The following is a 15,548-nucleotide window of genomic DNA, read 5'->3' as shown; positions in this document are numbered from 1 at the left end:
CGGCGGTCCCGCGGACGTGCCGGCCGCCGTCGAGGCGGGGGCGGAGGGTGTGGGTCTGTTCCGCACCGAGTTCCTCTTCCTGGACGACAGCAAGAAGGCGCCGTCCGAGGAGAAGCAGATCGAGTCCTACCGCAAGGTGCTCGAAGCCTTCCCCGAGGGCCGGGTCGTCGTACGGGTGCTCGATGCCGGCGCCGACAAGCCGCTGGACTTCCTGACGCCGGGCGACGAGCCCAACCCGGCCCTGGGTGTGCGCGGGCTGCGCTCACTGCTGGACCACCCGGACGTGCTGCGCACGCAGCTCACCGCGCTGGCCAAGGCCGCCGAGGGGCTGCCGGTCTACCTCGAGGTCATGGCGCCGATGGTCGCCGACCGGATCGATGCCAAAGCCTTCGCGGACGCCTGTCGGGAGGCCGGTCTGAAGGCGAAGTTCGGGGCGATGGTGGAGATCCCTTCCGCCGCGCTGCGGGCGCGCTCCATCCTCCAGGAAGTCGAGTTCCTGTCGCTGGGCACGAACGACCTGGCCCAGTACGCCTTCGCCGCAGACCGTCAGGTCGGCGCCGTCTCGCGGCTCCAGGACCCGTGGCAGCCGGCGCTGCTCGACCTGATCGCCCTGTCGGCGGATGCCGCCAAGGCGGAGGGCAAGAGCTGCGGCGTGTGTGGTGAGGCCGCTTCCGATCCGCTGCTGGCCTGCGTGCTGACCGGTTTGGGTGTCACCTCCCTTTCGATGGGTGCCGCTTCGATTCCCTACGTCCGGGCGACGCTCGCCAAGTACACGCTGGCCCAGTGCGAGCGTGCCGCGGCGGCGGCCCGTGCGGCGGACAGCGCCGAGGAGGCTCGTGTGGCCGCGCAGGCGGTGCTGTCCGGCGAGTAGCCGGTTGGTGCGGGTGGTGTAGAGGGGCCTTCGCCGGTGGCGAGGGCCCCTCGGTCCGTTCCGGGCCGGTCAGTGGTGCGGTCCGGGTGCGTCGACCTCGTATCCCGGGCAGTATTCGACGCCCGATTCGGGGGCGACGGGGTCTCCGGTGTCGGCGTCGGTGCAGTAGGCGTTGAAAACGGCCGCGGCCGACAGGGCGGTGAGCCGGCCGCGGTCCAGGCGCCAGCCGTGGACCCGGTCCCGGCGGCCCTCACCGGTGGTGCGGACCACCAGTCCCCCGGGGCCGCCGAGGGCGAGTCCCGCGGCGAGGACCGTCACGAAGTCGAGGCCTGCCCGGCCGTCGATGCGCGGCGGTGTGTCCGGGTCGTCGGTGGCGTCGGCGTGTAGGACGGCGACGAGCTGTTGTGCTTCGGTCGGGATGCTGCAGACGAAGTGGTGGTGGCCGGGTCCGGCGCCGGCCACGAGGCGTTTGAGCGCGTCGGTGGCGCGGTCGAAGGAGGAGTGGCCGATGTCCTCGCCGCAGTCCGCGCAGTGGCCGACCTCGGCGAGGACGCCGGTGGCGTACTCCCAGGTGGCTTGGCGGACGGCTTCGTCGACGAGGAGCGGGACGAGCTCGTCGATGGGCTGGCCGCTGTAGGGCAGGAGGGCGCCGCTGCCGGCCAGCTCTGCGGTGAAGCGGGCGCGGGTTTCGGCGGTGTCCGGGTCGAGGCCGGTCTCCCCGCAGAATTCGGCGTACTCCTCGGGATCGAAGAGGGCGACGGTGGTGTGGATGCCCTGGGCCGCGAGGGACCTGAGCAGGCCGTCCACGTGGTGGAGGTAGTCCTGGTGGTCGTCGAAGGTGAAGCTGCGGTAGCCGCGCATGGCCGCGAAGTCCCCGGCGTCGGCCAGGAGGCCGATGGTGCCGGGGACCTCGCGGCGCAGCAGTCGGCGCCGGTCGGTGGTACGGGTTCGGTGCGCGCCCGTACGCGCACCGGTGTCGTTCTTGCGTGGCATGGCTCCCCCTGAGCATCGCAATCGCTTGCTCACTCAGAGTAGCCATCGCCACTGACATTGGCCTCAGCCGCGGGTGCGGGCCAGCTCCTCGTAGAAGTGGAGGAGGTCGAGGTTGTCGACGGAGCCCGGGTTGACCGCCTTGGCCAGGGGTGCGCCCTGCAGGAGGCGCTTGACCGGGACCTCGATGCGCTTGCCGGTGAGGGTGTGCGGGATGCCGGGGACTTCGATGATCTCGTCGGGGACGTGGCGCGGGGAGAGTTCCTCGCGGATCGTCGCCTTGATCCGGGCGCGCAGGTCGTCGTCGAGGGTCGCGCCGGGGACGAGGTGGACGAAGAGCGGCATCCAGTAGCCGCCGTTGGGCTCCTCCAGGCCGATGACCAGGGATTCCTTGATCTCGGGAAGGCGTTCGACGGCTTCGTAGATGTCGGCGGAGCCCATCCGGACGCCTTGGCGGTTGAGCGTGGAGTCGGAGCGGCCGTGGATGATCACCGAGCCGTGGTCGGTGAGGGTGATCCAGTCGCCGTGGCGCCAGACGCCCGGGAACATCTCGAAGTAGCTGTCGCGGTAGCGGCTGCCGTCGGGGTCGTTCCAGAAGTGGATCGGCATGGACGGCATGGGGTTGGTGACGACGAGCTCGCCGACCTCACTGGTGACCGGCTTGCCGGAGGGGTCCCAGGCCTGGAGGTCCGTGCCGAGGCAGGCGGCCTGGAGTTCGCCGATGTGCACCGGGAGGGTGGGGACGGCGCCCGCGAAGCAGCTGCAGACGTCGGTGCCGCCGCTGACGGAGGCGATCCAGAGGTCTTCGGCGACCTCCTCGTGGAGCCAGCGGAAGCCGTCGGGCGGGAGCGGGGAGCCGGTGGTGGCCACGCACTTCACGGCGGAGAGGTTGAAGTCGCGGGCCGGGTGGACCTCGGCCTTGCGGCAGGCCATGACGTAGGCGGCGGAGGTGCCGTACAGGGTGGCGCGGGTGCGCTCGGCGATGCGCCACTGGGCGCCCGTGTCGGGGTAGCCGGGGCTGCCGTCGTAGAGGACGACGGTCGTGCCGGTGAGCAGGCCGGAGACGAGGAAGTTCCACATCATCCAGCCGGTGGAGGTGTACCAGAAGAACCGGTCCTCGGGGCCGAGGTCGCAGTGCAGGCCGAGCTGCTTGAGGTGTTCGAGGAGGATGCCGCCCTGGGACTGGACGATGGCCTTGGGGAGCCCGGTCGTACCGGAGGAGTACAGCACCCAGAGGGGGTGGTCGAAGGGGACCGGCTCGAAGGCGGGCTCGGTGTCGCCCGAGGTCAGGGCGGACCAGTCGAGGGCGCCTTCGGGGGCGGGCGTGCCGAGGAGCGGGATGTGGACGACGGCGCGCAGGGACGGGAGGTCCGCGCGGAGCTCGGCGACGGTGTCGCGGCGGTCGTGCTCCTTGCCGCCGTAGCGGTAGCCGTCCACGGTGAACAGGACGACGGGCTCGACCTGCTGGAAGCGGTCGAGGACGCTGCGGGCTCCGAAGTCGGGGGCGCAGGAGGTCCAGACCCCGCCGACGGCGGCGGTGGCGAGGAGGGCGACGACGGCCTCGGGGATGTTGGGGAGGTAGCCGCTGATCCGGTCGCCGGGGCGTACGCCGAGGGCGCGCAGTTCGGCCGCGAGCGAGCCGACCTGGCGGCGGAGCTCGGCCCAGGTGACCGGGACGGACTCGTGGGTCTCGTCCACGTACAGCAGGGCGGGGTCGTCGGCGCGGGCCGGGTCCTCGGCGGCGCGCAGGGCGTGCTCGGCGTAGTTGAGGGTGGCTCCGGTGAACCACTGCGCGCCGGGCATGGAGCGGTCGGCGAGGACTGATGCGTACGGGGTGGTGAAGCGGACGTCGAACCACTCGGCGACGGCCTGCCAGAAGGTGTCGAGCTCGTCGACGGACCAGCTGTGCAGGGCGGGGTAGCCGCCGTCGGCGGGGGCTCCGTGGCGCTCGGCGGCCCAGGCCTGGAAGGCGGTGATCCGGGCCGCGGCGATCCGGTCGGGGCCCGGCGCCCAGAGGGGTTCCGGCTGCGTGGCTGAGGTCATGGGTCGGCTCCCGGTCAAGTCTGCGGCTCGCGCTTCGTGTGCGTACGGTGCCGTCGCGCGGGGGTGTGGGCGCAGCGGCTCACAGGGACCATGCCATGTGATCGTCCGCTGCACCAGGGCCGTCCTGGCGGGTCGGATGATCGACACGGGGGTCCGCTGCCGGGTGAACGACAGTTGAACGCCGTCCCCTCGGTCGGGGGCCGGTGGCAGGGTGAGCGGCATGAACGGTCGTGATCTGGTACGTGCGGTGAAAGACATCGGTACGGAGCGCGGTCGGCGCGCCTGGCGCTCGGCCTGGCGCCACCGGCGCTCGGACGCGGTGGGGCTTCCGCGCCGGGGCGCGGAGCGGGCGCGCGTCCCCGGGCTGCTGACCGGTACGGAGGCCCGGCCGGGCGGGGGCGTGCTGCGGTTCGCGCGTTCCGAGCTGCTGGTGCGGGTGATGGTGGGCGGCGCGGTGTTCTGGAGCTGGGACGGGGCCGGGCCGACGCCCTCGTACGCGGTGGTGGGCGACGGCCCCGAGCCGGATCCGCGGGCCGTGCTGGAGCCGGACACCGGGGGCGGCTGGCGGGTGGTGTCGGAGCGGGTGACGGTGGCGGTGTCGCGGCACGGGGCTCTGGAGGTGCGCACGCCGGGCGGGACGGTGCTGCGGCGGGAGGCGCCGCCGCGGTGGTGGGAGCCGGTGGATCCGCGGATGGGTGCGGCGCGGTGGTCGCAGCGGAGCGAGGTGCCGGCGGACGCGCGGTTCTTCGGGCTGGGTGGGCGGGCCGCCGGGCCGCGGCTGCGGGACGGGGCGTACCGGCTGTGGAACACGGATCCGAAGGGGGGCTTCGGGCCGGGGGCCGATCCGCTGTACCTGACGATGCCGGTGCAGCTGGTGGTCGCGGACGCGGGGACGCACCTGGTGTTCCACGACAACTCGTGGGACGGGCGGGTGGTGCTGCGCGAGGGTGAGGAGGGCGCCGGTTCGGGGGCGGACCGGCCGGGGGCGAGCGAGCTGCGGATGGAGGGCGGGCCGCTGCGGTGCTGGGTGCTGGTGGGGACGCCGGCGCGGGTGTTGCAGGGGTGGTCGGGGCTGACGGGCGCGGCCGCGGTGCCGCCGGAGTGGGCGCTGGGGTACCAGCACGCGCGGTGGGGGTTCGGGAGCGCGGAAGAGGTGCGGCGGGTGGTGGCGGGGTACGCGTCGCGCGGGCTCGCGCTGTCGGCCGTACACCTGGACATCGACCACTACGACGGGCACCGGGTGTTCACGGTGGACCAGGGGCGGTTCCCCGATCTGCCCGGACTGGCACGCGAGTTGGGGGAGTCCGGGGTGCGGCTCGTGTCGATCGTGGACCCGGCGGTCAAGGCGGGTGACGGGGTGCACGCGTCGGGGCTGACGGTGGGGGCGGGCGGGGCCTTCGTGCGGGACGCGCGGGGCGGGGAGGTGCGCGGTGAGGTGTGGCCGGGCGAGTGCGCGTACCCGGACTTCACGGATCCGGCGGTGCGGGAGTGGTGGGGCGGGCTGTACGAGGAGCGGCTCGCGCAGGGCTTCGCCGGTTTCTGGCACGACATGAACGAGCCGGTGTCCTTTGCGCCGTTCGGGGACACGACGCTGCCGAGGTCGGCGCGGCACGCGCTGGACGGGGCGGGCGGCGACCACCGCGAGGGGCACAACGTGTACGCGCTGGGGATGGCGCGGGCGGGGTGGGAGGGGCTGGTTCGGCTGCGGCCCGCCGAGCGGCCGTTCCTGTTCTCGCGGTCGGGGTGGGCGGGGATGCAGCGGTACGGGGGCACGTGGTCGGGGGACGTGGAGTCCAGCTGGGAGGGGCTGCGGGCCTCGCTGGCGCTGGTGTTGGGGCTCGGGCTGTGCGGGGTGCCGTACTCGGGCCCGGACGTCGGGGGGTTCGGGGGTTCCCCGTCGCCGGAGTTGTACGTGCGGTGGCTGCAATTGGGGTCCTACCTGCCGCTGTTCCGGACCCACTCGGCGATCTGGGCGGGACGGCGGGAGCCGTGGGAGTTCGGGCCGGAGGTGACGGAGCAGGCCCGGGCGGTGATGGCGGAGCGGGAGCGGCTGCGGCCGTACTTCGTGACGCTGGCCCATCTGGCGCGGCGGACGGGCGCCCCGTACGTGCGGCCGGTCTGGTGGGGGACGCCGGAGGACCGGCGGCTGCGGGACTGCGAGGACGCGTTCCTGCTGGGTGACGCGCTGCTGGTGGCGCCGGTGCTGGAGTGCGGGGCGGACCGGCGGGCGGTGCGGCTGCCGCGGGGGCGCTGGTACGACACGGCGACGGGGGCGGCGTACGAGGGCCCGGGGCAGATCCTGCTGGACGCGCCGCAGGGCCGGATCCCGGTGCTGGCACGGGCGGGGGCGGTGCTGCCGGTGCGTGCCGCCTCCGGCGACGGGGTGGAGCTGGAGGTCTGGGCTCCGGCGCGGGGGCGCACGGGGGGCGGGGTGGTGATCCGGGACCCGGGGCCGGGTTTCGGGGCGGGTGAGGTGGAGCGGTACGCGGTGCGGTGGCTGGGTGACGCGGTGGTGGTGGAGGACGAGTCGGGGAACCGGGTGGAGGGGGTCACCGTGCGGGGCCTGTAGGCGCACGGGCCGGTGGCCGCGCAGGCCCGTGGTGTCGCCGCCTCCTCCGGGCCTCCCCGGGCCTCCCCCGGGCCCCCTCCATGCCTCCTCCATGCCTCCTCCATGCCTCCTCCATGCCTCCTCCATGCCTCCTCCATGCCTCCTCCATGCCTCCTCCATGCCTCCTCCGGGGCTCCTCCGGGGCTCCTCCGGTCGATACGCAACCATCGGTTGCGTATCGACCGGAGGGGGGCTAGCTTTATATGCAACCGAAGGTTGCGAAAGATGGAGACGGCCATGGAGTACGGGAGCATCGAGCGCGAGCTGCACATCGACGCCTCGCCCGAGGTGGTGTTCGAGGTGCTGAGCAGCCCCGAGCACATCCGGGAGTGGTGGAGCGCCGAGACCACCGCGTTCGAGCCGGCCGCGGGCGCGACCGCCCGTCTCACGTGGACGGATCAGGACACCGGTCGGCAGCAGTCCGCGCCGTTCACGGTCGTCGAGGCCGACCCGCCGCGGATGTTCTCGTTCCGGTGGACCTACGACGAGACGCAGACGGAAGCGGCGGGTCCTGGCAACTCGCTACTGGTGACCTTCGAGCTCCTACCCGCGGGTACGGGAACCACGGTCCGCTTCCGCGAGAGCGGCTACCGCGAGCGGGGCTGGGAGGCCGCCGTGCTCGAAGCCCACTACGACGACCACCGGCAGGGCTGGGACTTCTACCTGCCGCGCCTGGTGGCGACGGCCGATCGACTGGCGGCCGCGCGATGAGCACCGCCGTCGACGACGACCTCTGGTCCGCGATAGGCGACCCGACCCGGCGCCGGATGATCGACCTCCTGCTGGCCGACGGCCAGGGGACCGCGACCACCCTCAGCGTGCACCTGCCGGTGACCAGACAGGCCGTGACCAAACACCTGACCGTGCTCGACCGGGTCGGGCTGGTCCGGTCGACGCCGGCGGGACGGGAGAAGCGCTACCGGGTGGACGAGGCCCAGTTGGCCCGGGCCGTGGCGCAGCTGAACTCGGTCGGCGAGATGTGGGACGCCCGGCTGCGGCGCGTCAAGAGCCTCGCCGAAGCGATCCAACGGGCCAAGAACGAGAAGCAGTGACGCGGAGACGCGACATTCAGGAGTGAGGAGAGCGAGATGGTGGACATCCTGCACCGGGTAGGCATCACCGCGACCCCGGAGAAGGTGTACGAAGCGCTCACCACGGTCGAGGGACTGGCCGCCTGGTGGACGACCGACACGAGCGGGAACGGCGACGGCGTCCTGGAGTTCCGGTTCGGCGACCTCGGCGGCTTCGACATGAAGGTGCTCGAACTGCGGCCGAACACACGGGTGCTGTGGGAGGTCGCCGACGGTCCGGCCGAGTGGGTCGGGACGACGGTGAGCTTCGAACTGACCCGGGACGGCGAGTGGACGATCGTCAGGTTCGCGCACGCGGGCTGGCGCGAACCGGTCGAGTTCATGAACCACTGCAGCACCAAGTGGGCGATCTTCCTGATGAGCCTGAAGTCCCTGGTGGAGACGGGCTCCGGCGCGCCGCACCCGCGCGACGTACAGATCAGCAACTGGCACTGACGTCGCTTGCGCAGGGCCCGACGCCGTGTTCCCGACCCACGGGGTCGGGCCCACGGGGTCGGGCCCACGGGGTCGGTTCAGGCGTACTTGCCGGCGAACCAGGACGCCGCCGCCTGGGTGTGCAAGGGGAAGGCCAGCGCCGAGGGGGTGCGCAGGACGTGCCAGCCCGTGGTCTCGTCCGTCGGCTTCGAGGCGGGCAGTTCCGCGGCCGGGCGGGCCGGGAGGAGCCCGAAGAGGAGGAGGTGGCCCGCCGGGGAGCTCAGGGCGTCGGCCAGGACGACCTCCGAGGCCGGGGCCGTGATGCCGGTCTCCTCGAAGAGTTCACGGACGACCGCGTCGCGCCAGTCCTCGCCGAAGTCGATGAAGCCGCCGGGGAGGGCGACGCCGCCGAGGGCCGGTTCGATGGTGCGGGTGATGACCACGAGGCCGGTGCCGTCCGCATCCTCGACGGGCAGAAGGGTGACGGCCACCGGGAGCGGATTGCGGTAGGCGGTCGCCCCGCAGGCCGCGCAGGTGCGGGGCCACTCGGGGCTGGAGTACGGGGCTCCGCAGGTGGAGCAGTGCGAGTCCTTCAGGTGTGCCGACATCCGGCGATGGTATGCCAAGGGGTCTGTGGACGGCGGCTGTTGCGGCCCCCTGCCGGCCGGCGGCCCGTTCGGGCCCGCCCCGGCGGTGATGGCGTGCCGCGCACGGGGCCCGAGGCGGGTAGCGGTATGCATGTCGACCCTCCCCGTCGCTGTCGCCGTCGTGCGGCCGTGAGTACCTTGCCCGCATGACCTTCACCTCGTACGAGGAGTTCTGGCCCTACTACGTCGCGATGCACTCGCGCGCGGCCACCCGCTGGATCCATCTCACGGGCACCCTGACCGGGCTGGCCGTGAGCGCCTACGGGCTGGCGCGCGGCCGCCGGCGCTACCTCGCCGCCCTCCCCCTGATCGGGTACGGGACCGCCTGGTCCGCGCACTTCCTGATCGAGGGGAACAACCCGGCCTCCTTCGGTCATCCCGGATGGTCGCTGCGCGGGGACGCGCAGATGATCCGGATGATGCTGGCCGGGCGCGACGCGGAGCTGGGCGAGATCGCGCAGAAGTGGCTCGCCGAGAACCCGTGTCAGGGACGACCGCCCGTGGCAGACTCCTGACGATCCGTCAGAAGTTTGACCAGGGAGGGGCATCGTGGCACGCACACGCACACCCGTCGTGAGCGGGTGGTTCACCGAGGACGCACCGGACGGCGGCGGCTTCCGACTGCTCGGCACCCGATGCTCGGCCTGTACCGCGGTGTTCTTCCCCCGCGAGGACGCCTACTGCCGCAATCCGCGCTGCCCGGGCGGCGGCGAGCTCGCCGAGGTGCCGCTGTCCCCACGGGGCCGGGTCTGGTCCTACACCGACGGGCGCTATCGGCCGCCCGCGCCGTACGTGTCCGATCCGGCCGCGCCCTGGGAGCCGTACACGCTGGTCGCGGTGGAACTGGAGGCCGAGGCGATGGTGGTCCTGGGGCAGGCCGCGCCGGGGGTGGGGGTCGCCGACCTCGCGGTCGGGATGGAGGTCGAGGTGGTCGGGGGCGTATTGAACGAGGATGCCGGGACCGCCGGCGCCACGGGGACCACCGGGACCACCGGGACCGTCTGGACCACCTGGCAGTTCCGGCCGGTGGGAGGCGCCGAGTGAGCGCCGACATCGCCGTCCTCGGGGCCGGTATGCACCCCTGGGGCAAATGGGGCCGCAGTTTCGTCGAATACGGGCGGGTCGCCGCGCGGGCGGCACTGGCCGACGCCGGACTGGACTGGACGCAGGTGCAGTCGATCGTCGGCGCCGACACCGTGCGTTCCGGCTACCCGGGCTACGTGGCGGGCGCCACGTTCGCCCGGGCTCTCGGCTGGCAGGGCGCACGGGTGACCAGCGTGTACGCGGCCTGCGCGTCCGGCGCCCAGGCCATCGGAGCCGCCCGCGCGCAGATCCTGGCCGGCCTGGCCGACGTGGTGCTCGTGGTCGGCGCGGACGCCGCGCCCAAGGGGTTCTTCGCACCGGCCGGTGGCGATCGGCCCGACGATCCGGACTGGCTGCGGTTCCGCGTGCTCGGCGCCACCAACCCTGCCTACTTCGCGCTCTACGCCCGGCGCCGGATGGCCCTCCACGGGGACACCCCCGAGGACTTCGCCCAGGTCAAGGTGAAGAACGCGGCGGCAGGGCTGCTCAATCCGCACGCCCGCTACCGCAGGAAGGTCACCGCCGAGGAGGTGGCCGCTTCGGCGGTGGTCGCCGATCCGCTTCGGCTGCTCGACATCTGCGCCACCTCCGACGGGGGCGCGGCCCTGGTGCTCACCAGCATGGACTTCGCCCGTGCGCGCGGGGTGGCCGATCCGGTGCGGATCCGCGCCGTCTCGACGGTGACGCCCACCTATCCGCGGACGGTGCTGGACCTGCCGGACATCGCCACCGACTCGGCGGTGGCGATGGCGGTGGCGCCGGCGGCCGGGTCCTTCAGGTCCTCGATCGCGCGCGCCGCCTACGAGGAGGCGGGGCTCGGCCCGGACGACCTCTCCCTGGCCGAGGTGTACGACCTGTCCACCGCCCTGGAGCTGGAGTGGTACGAGGACATCGGGCTCTGCGGGGAAGGTGAGGGGGCGAAGCTCGTACGGGAGGGGGCGACGGCGCTGGGTGGCCGGATCCCGGTCAACGCCAGTGGCGGGCTGGCTTCCTTCGGGGAGGCGGTGCCGGCGCAGGCCATCGCGCAGGTGTGTGAGCTGACCTGGCAGTTGCGCGGTACGGCCGGGGAGCGGCAGGTGCCCGGTGCGCGGGCCGGGATCACGGCGAACCAGGGGCTGTTCGGGCACGGGTCCGCGGTCGTCGTCGTGCGCTGAACTGCTGGTGTTGTCCGAACGCTTGACGGCTCCCGGCGGCAGGTTCACACTCGCTCCACAGTCCCGCGCCGCGACCGGGGCCCCGGTCCCCCCGTGAGAGCTGCGGCCCGTACCCCAGTCGGCGGGGGTACGGGCCGCCTCCGTGTCAGGCGCCCGCCGAGAGGCTCCGGCGCCGCTCGCGTGCCAGGGACATCGCGTGTTCCACGACCCCCACCAGCACGTCCTTCACGGATTCCCGGTCCCGTGCGTCGCACAGCAGCACCGGTACCCCGGGGTCGAGGTCCAGTGCCGTCCGTACGGTCACCACGGGGTGCCGGTCGGCTCCGTCGAAGCAGTTGACCGCGACGACGAACGGGATCGCGCGCCGCTCGAAGTAGTCGATGGCGGCGAAGCAGTCGGCGAGGCGGCGGGTGTCCGCGAGGACGACGGCGCCGAGCGACCCCTGTGCGAGCTCGTCCCACAGGAACCAGAAGCGGTCCTGCCCGGGGGTGCCGAACAGGTACAGCACCAGGTCCTCGCGGAGCGTGATGCGCCCGAAGTCCATGGCCACGGTGGTGGTGCTCTTGCCTTCCACTCCCCCCGTGTCGTCGACACCGACGCCCGGCTCGGAGAGCCGTTCCTCGGTGCGGAGCGGTCTGATTTCGCTCACCGCGCTGACCAGGGTGGTCTTGCCCACCCCGAAGCCGCCCGCGACCAGGATCTTCAAGGTCAGCGGCTCGACCGGCGACACCGCGTGCATGGCACCGGTGCGGCTAAAGCGCCCGAAGGCCATCGATCACCTCACGCAGAATGGATTCATCGGGCAGTTCGGCCGGCGGTACCGGCCTGGTCACGTGGACCAGTTCCTCGTCGACCAGGTCGCCGATCAGGACGCGGACGACCCCGACCGCGAGGTCGAGATCGGCCGCGAGTTCGGCGACCGACTGCGGTCGGCCCCGGCACAGCCCGAGGATGTGGGCGTGTTCCGGGGAGAGGGTCATGTCCCAAACCGGATCGTCTGCCGCCGGTTCGGCGACGACGAGCGCGATCAGGTCGAGTCGGTGCTGGCCCGTGTGGCTGGTCCGGCCGCGGGTCATGGCGTACGGGCGGACGACGGGCCCCGCGTCGTCGTCGAACCAGTGCGCGTGGTCGGGGTCCAGTTGGTCGGGGTCGGAGTAGGACGCGTCGACGGTGAAGCCGCCGGGAATGCCGGTGGGGTGGTCCTGGCCTGAATCGCTCATGCCTTACGACTCACCCTCCGGCTGGCAGCCCAGTGCGCGGGGCGGTCGCCAGGTGGTCGCCGACGCGCTTGACCATCAGCGTCATCTCGTACGCCACCTGGCCGACGTCGGAGTCGGCGTCGGCCAGGACGGCCAGGCAGCTGCCGTCGCCCGCGGCCATGACGAAGAGGAAGGCCTCGTCGAGCTCGACCACGGTCTGGCGGACCCGGCCGGAGTCGAAGTGCCGGCCGACCCCCTTGGCCAGGCTGTGGAAGCCGGAGGCGACCGCCGCCAGGTGCTCGCTGTCTTCGCGGGTCAGGTCCTTGGAGCTGCCGGTGGGCAGGCCGTCGCCGGAGAGGACCACCGCCTTGCGGATGGATCCGACCCGGTCGACGAGCTCGTCGAGGAGCCAGTTGAGCGGGCCGGAGCCGCGGCCCCTGGTGTCGTTGCCGGTCTGCGGTGCGGTCATCGACCGTCCCCTTCGTTCTCGTTCGCGGGACCGCCGGCGGCGGATGTGCCTGCCTCGGTCTCGGACTTCTGCTGTGCGTGCTGGTTGCGGCCCGCCGTCCAGCCGCGCTGGAGTGCGGACATGCGCGTACGTACGTCTTCCGCGTCGCGGTCGGCCACCTGGTCGGGGGCGGCTTCGGCGGGTGCGGCGGACGGGGACTTCTTGAGCTGGGGCGCCAGGCTGGCCTGGCGGACCCGGCGGGGCAGCCCGCCGATGTCGGGGCCGGGTACGGCGGCCCCGGCATCGGATCCGGTCGCGGGGACCGGGGAGGGCTGCGGGACCACGGACACCGGGCGGGGCTCCACCCGGCGGCCGTGCTCTGCTACGAGGGTCGGGGTCGGGCGGCGGCGCGGCAGCGGTACGGCGCCCTGGGAGCGGGGGCCGTCCGGACGCGGGGTCTCCACGCGCTGGGTGTCCAGCCGGACCGGGCCGGTGGGTGCGTGCGGCTCGCGGTCGCCCTTGCGGGAGCCGCTGCGGTCCGCGTGCCGGTCGGTGTGCGGCCGGTCCGCCGGGCGCAGGCCCAGGAGGGCGCTGCGCGGGATGCCGTTCGGCGGGGTCTCGTCGTCGAGCGTGGCCATGACCGGGCGGGCGGCGGCGGTGCGGCTCGTGATCGCCGTGGGGGCGTCGTCGAGCGCGGCGGGGTCGTCGAGGCCGTCCAGCCGGTCCAGCCCGCCGACCGGGAGCGGTGCCTCCAGCTCGACCGGGCCGCGCAGTTCGGCGACGGGCAGCTGGCGGCCGGAGGTCGCGCGCTCCATGGCGGCGGCCGCGGGCCGCTCGGACCCGGCGCGGCCGAGGTGGCCGACCTTGTCGGACCTGAGGGGCTTGGCCGCGGCGCGGGCGCCGTCGAACCGCGCGCCCGCACCGTTGGTCTCGGGGGCCTCGGTCAGCAGGGCCGCGGGGAGGAAGAGCACCGCGGTGGTGCCCCCGTACGGGCTGGGCTGGAGGACGACCTTGACGCTGTGGCGCTGGGCGAGGCGGCTGACGACGAACAGGCCGAGCCGGTCGGTGTCGGAGAGCTCGAACTCGGGGGTCTCGGCGAGCCGGAGGTTCGCGTCGAGCAGCGCTTCCGGGGTCATGCCGAGGCCGCGGTCGTGGATCTCCAGGGTGAAGCCGTTGGCGACGCGCTCGCCGTGCACCTGGACCGCGGTGTGCGGCGGCGAGAACACGGTGGCGTTCTCCAGGAGTTCGGCGATGAGGTGGGTGACGTCGGCGACGGCCGGGCCGACGATGCCCAGGCGCGTGAGCCGGCGCACCTCGATGCGCTCGTAGTCCTCGACCTCGGCGACGGCGGCGCGTACGACGTCCATCAGCTGGACGGGCTTGCGCCACTGGCGGGAGGGCGCGGCGCCGGAGAGGATCACGAGGCCCTCGGCGTGGCGGCGCATGCGAGTGGTCATGTGGTCGAGGCGGAAGAGGTCGGCCAGTTCCTCGGTGTCCTCGGTACGGCGTTCCATCGTGTCGAGGAGGGTCAGCTGGCGGTGCAGCAGCACCTGGTTGCGGCGGGCCAGGTTGACGAACACCTCGGAGACCCCGCGGCGCAGGTCGGCTTGCTTGACGGCGGCTTCGACGGCGGCGCGCTGGAGGGTGTTGAGGGCCTGGCCGACCTGGCCGACCTCGTCCTTCTCGTATTCGAGCTGGGGCGACTCGGTCTCCACGTCGACGTGCTCGCCCGCGGCGAGGCGGCGCATCACGCTGGGCAGCCGGACGCCGGAGGCCTCGTGGGCCTCCTTGCGCAGCCGGGACAGGTCGCGGACGAGGTCGCGGCCAATGCGTACGGAGAGCACCAGGGACACGATCAGGGCGAGGAAGCCGAGGACGCCGGCGGCGGCGGCCTGGACCATGACGTCCGTGGCGACGGGCTCGATGCGCTCCTGGTAGCGGTTGCCGGCGTCGGTGTTCATCGTGGCCAGGTCGTCGAGGACCTTGGTGGAGGCCTCGTCCCACTGGGCGGCGGTGACGCTGCGCGGCTTGTTGACGGCGCCGCCGACGATGAAGCGTTCCTCGGCGTCGCGCAGGGCCTGGGTCTCGGGGTCCTTCCAGTACTTCTCGAAGCGCTCCCGGTCCTCGGCGGGGAGGGTCACGAGGTTGAACTCGTAGAGCAGGGTGCGCTTGGCGACGAAGTCGGAGACGTGGCGGACGTCGGGAGCGGTGACGTTGCGCGCGGCGAGGGCCGAGGCGATGACGGCGTCCTCGCGGGAGAGCAGTTCGCGGGCGCGGCTGATGCCGACGAGGGCGCGGCCTTCCTTGTCGACCTCCACGTTGTCCAGGCCGTGGAGGTTCATGAGGAAGTCGTAGCAGGGGTCGACCAGCCGGTTGTACAGGTCCAGGGCCTGCGTGGGGTCCAGGGCGTTCTGGTCGACGGAGCGGCGCATGGTGCCGATGCCCTGGAAGGCGGCGACGATCGAGTGCAGGCGCTGGGCGCTCTGCGGGCTCAGCTCGTCGCTGACCTTGGCGTCGCGGGCGCTGAGGCTGATCCTCTCGACGGCCAGGTCGGTTTCGGCTCGGCGCTTGGTGAGTTCAGCCGTGGCGGTGGCGGCCCGGGGGTCGCCGAGGACGACCAGGGTCTGGCGCCGTTCCTTCTGGATGACGCGGGCGACGTCTTCGACGGGGTAGCCGACCTTGTCGATGATGTAGGCCACGTCGAAGAGTTGGATGGCCTCACGGCCGGTGATGACTGTCGCGAAGCCCCAGAGGGCGGTCAGGGAGACGAGCGGCACAAGGAGCAACGCCACGATCTTCCGGCGGATGGACTTCCCGCGAAAGCGCATGGCCTCCCCAGCCTCCCCCAGGTCAACCCCGTTACCGGGGGTCGGTGTTCCGTCATTTAAACGGCGTGAGCCTACTACTGCTGGGAGGCAGCTTCGAAGGCGTGTCCGGACGTTTTCGGCCTGACCCCGGGAGGAAGATCACCAGTTGTCCGACACTTCCGGTCAACAGCAG

The 15,548-nt window shown here is 72.8% G+C and carries 15 protein-coding genes (1 of these 15 running past the window's edge); 8 read left to right on the top strand and 7 right to left on the bottom strand.

Annotated elements, in window-relative coordinates; translation table 11 throughout:
* Positions 1–871, top strand: the 3' portion of a protein-coding gene (ptsP, locus tag OG207_RS35000) for a phosphoenolpyruvate--protein phosphotransferase (protein WP_329104250.1). It extends 800 nt beyond the left edge of the window; the window shows 871 of its 1,671 coding nt (coding positions 801–1,671); its start codon lies beyond the left edge, outside the window; the stop codon is at positions 869–871.
* 69 nt (positions 872–940) lie between these two features.
* On the opposite strand, the gene OG207_RS34995 is transcribed toward ptsP, so the two are convergent.
* Both OG207_RS34995 and OG207_RS34990 read right to left on the bottom strand, forming a co-directional pair.
* Positions 941–1,864, bottom strand: a complete 924-nt coding sequence (locus tag OG207_RS34995; RefSeq protein ID WP_329104248.1) for a hypothetical protein — start codon at positions 1,862–1,864, stop codon at positions 941–943.
* 63 nt (positions 1,865–1,927) lie between these two features.
* Positions 1,928–3,904: an acetoacetate--CoA ligase gene (locus OG207_RS34990; RefSeq protein ID WP_329104245.1), complete on the bottom strand. Its 1,977-nt coding sequence runs from the start codon at positions 3,902–3,904 to the stop codon at positions 1,928–1,930.
* 220 nt (positions 3,905–4,124) lie between these two features.
* Here OG207_RS34990 and OG207_RS34985 point away from each other — a divergent pair, with 220 nt between their 5' ends.
* The 4 genes from OG207_RS34985 (at position 4,125) to OG207_RS34970 (ending at position 8,038) form a co-directional block, all read left to right on the top strand.
* The gene (locus tag OG207_RS34985; RefSeq protein ID WP_329104243.1) at positions 4,125–6,473 is read left to right on the top strand and encodes a glycoside hydrolase family 31 protein; all 2,349 of its coding nucleotides are present in this window, start codon (positions 4,125–4,127) and stop codon (positions 6,471–6,473) included.
* Positions 6,474–6,737: 264 nt separating this feature from the next.
* Positions 6,738–7,223: an SRPBCC domain-containing protein gene (locus OG207_RS34980; protein ID WP_329104241.1), complete on the top strand. Its 486-nt coding sequence runs from the start codon at positions 6,738–6,740 to the stop codon at positions 7,221–7,223.
* Positions 7,220–7,564, top strand: a complete 345-nt coding sequence (locus OG207_RS34975) for an ArsR/SmtB family transcription factor (RefSeq protein WP_329104239.1) — start codon at positions 7,220–7,222, stop codon at positions 7,562–7,564. The genes OG207_RS34980 and OG207_RS34975 overlap by 4 nt, the downstream gene beginning before the upstream one ends.
* A gap of 36 nt (positions 7,565–7,600) precedes the next feature.
* Positions 7,601–8,038: an SRPBCC family protein gene (locus OG207_RS34970; protein WP_329104237.1), complete on the top strand. Its 438-nt coding sequence runs from the start codon at positions 7,601–7,603 to the stop codon at positions 8,036–8,038.
* A 77-nt stretch (positions 8,039–8,115) separates the two neighbouring features.
* On the opposite strand, the gene OG207_RS34965 is transcribed toward OG207_RS34970, so the two are convergent.
* Complete coding sequence (locus OG207_RS34965; protein WP_329104235.1) at positions 8,116–8,625, bottom strand: NUDIX domain-containing protein; 510 nt, start codon at positions 8,623–8,625, stop codon at positions 8,116–8,118.
* 185 nt (positions 8,626–8,810) lie between these two features.
* On the opposite strand from OG207_RS34965, the gene OG207_RS34960 reads away from it, so the two are divergent.
* The 3 genes from OG207_RS34960 to OG207_RS34950 are packed head-to-tail and all read left to right on the top strand — an operon-like array spanning position 8,811 to position 10,901.
* Positions 8,811–9,179: a DUF962 domain-containing protein gene (locus OG207_RS34960; protein ID WP_329104233.1), complete on the top strand. Its 369-nt coding sequence runs from the start codon at positions 8,811–8,813 to the stop codon at positions 9,177–9,179.
* Between the two features lie 34 nt (positions 9,180–9,213).
* Complete coding sequence (locus OG207_RS34955; protein ID WP_329104231.1) at positions 9,214–9,708, top strand: Zn-ribbon domain-containing OB-fold protein; 495 nt, start codon at positions 9,214–9,216, stop codon at positions 9,706–9,708.
* Entirely contained in the window at positions 9,705–10,901 is a 1,197-nt protein-coding gene (locus tag OG207_RS34950; RefSeq protein ID WP_329104229.1) for a lipid-transfer protein, read from the top strand. Before OG207_RS34955 ends, OG207_RS34950 begins: the two co-directional genes overlap by 4 nt.
* Positions 10,902–11,046: 145 nt before the next feature.
* Here the strand turns inward: OG207_RS34950 and OG207_RS34945 are convergent, their stop codons facing one another.
* The 4 genes from OG207_RS34945 to OG207_RS34930 are packed head-to-tail and all read right to left on the bottom strand — an operon-like array spanning position 11,047 to position 15,376.
* Positions 11,047–11,673: a GTP-binding protein gene (locus OG207_RS34945; RefSeq protein WP_030016310.1), complete on the bottom strand. Its 627-nt coding sequence runs from the start codon at positions 11,671–11,673 to the stop codon at positions 11,047–11,049.
* Complete coding sequence (locus tag OG207_RS34940) at positions 11,654–12,121, bottom strand: DUF742 domain-containing protein (RefSeq protein ID WP_329104227.1); 468 nt, start codon at positions 12,119–12,121, stop codon at positions 11,654–11,656. Before OG207_RS34940 ends, OG207_RS34945 begins: the two co-directional genes overlap by 20 nt.
* A gap of 10 nt (positions 12,122–12,131) precedes the next feature.
* Complete coding sequence (locus OG207_RS34935; protein ID WP_030016314.1) at positions 12,132–12,569, bottom strand: roadblock/LC7 domain-containing protein; 438 nt, start codon at positions 12,567–12,569, stop codon at positions 12,132–12,134.
* Positions 12,566–15,376 carry a nitrate- and nitrite sensing domain-containing protein gene (locus tag OG207_RS34930; protein ID WP_329104225.1) on the bottom strand — a complete coding sequence of 937 codons (2,811 nt, stop codon included), beginning with the start codon at positions 15,374–15,376 and terminating at the stop codon, positions 12,566–12,568. Before OG207_RS34930 ends, OG207_RS34935 begins: the two co-directional genes overlap by 4 nt.
* Positions 15,377–15,548: the final 172 nt, after the last annotated feature.

Origin of the sequence: Streptomyces sp. NBC_01439 (assembly GCF_036227605.1) — a bacterium.
Lineage (GTDB): Bacteria > Actinomycetota > Actinomycetes > Streptomycetales > Streptomycetaceae > Streptomyces.
The sequence above is the reverse complement of the archived record's forward strand: the minus strand, read 5'-3'. Positions and strand labels throughout refer to the sequence as shown.

Excerpts from the sequence above, each read along its gene's own strand:
- OG207_RS34930 (WP_329104225.1), bottom strand. The coding sequence starts at position 15,376 with ATGCGCTTTCGCGGGAAGTCCATCCGCCGGAAGATCGTGGCGTTGCTC.
- OG207_RS34975 (WP_329104239.1), top strand. The coding sequence starts at position 7,220 with ATGAGCACCGCCGTCGACGACGACCTCTGGTCCGCGATAGGCGACCCG.
- OG207_RS34945 (WP_030016310.1), bottom strand. The coding sequence starts at position 11,673 with ATGGCCTTCGGGCGCTTTAGCCGCACCGGTGCCATGCACGCGGTGTCG.
- OG207_RS34970 (WP_329104237.1), top strand. The coding sequence starts at position 7,601 with ATGGTGGACATCCTGCACCGGGTAGGCATCACCGCGACCCCGGAGAAG.
- OG207_RS34935 (WP_030016314.1), bottom strand. The coding sequence starts at position 12,569 with ATGACCGCACCGCAGACCGGCAACGACACCAGGGGCCGCGGCTCCGGC.
- OG207_RS34965 (WP_329104235.1), bottom strand. The coding sequence starts at position 8,625 with ATGTCGGCACACCTGAAGGACTCGCACTGCTCCACCTGCGGAGCCCCG.
- OG207_RS34990 (WP_329104245.1), bottom strand. The coding sequence starts at position 3,904 with ATGACCTCAGCCACGCAGCCGGAACCCCTCTGGGCGCCGGGCCCCGAC.
- OG207_RS34985 (WP_329104243.1), top strand. The coding sequence starts at position 4,125 with ATGAACGGTCGTGATCTGGTACGTGCGGTGAAAGACATCGGTACGGAG.
- OG207_RS34940 (WP_329104227.1), bottom strand. The coding sequence starts at position 12,121 with ATGAGCGATTCAGGCCAGGACCACCCCACCGGCATTCCCGGCGGCTTC.
- OG207_RS34995 (WP_329104248.1), bottom strand. The coding sequence starts at position 1,864 with ATGCCACGCAAGAACGACACCGGTGCGCGTACGGGCGCGCACCGAACC.
- OG207_RS34980 (WP_329104241.1), top strand. The coding sequence starts at position 6,738 with ATGGAGACGGCCATGGAGTACGGGAGCATCGAGCGCGAGCTGCACATC.
- OG207_RS34960 (WP_329104233.1), top strand. The coding sequence starts at position 8,811 with ATGACCTTCACCTCGTACGAGGAGTTCTGGCCCTACTACGTCGCGATG.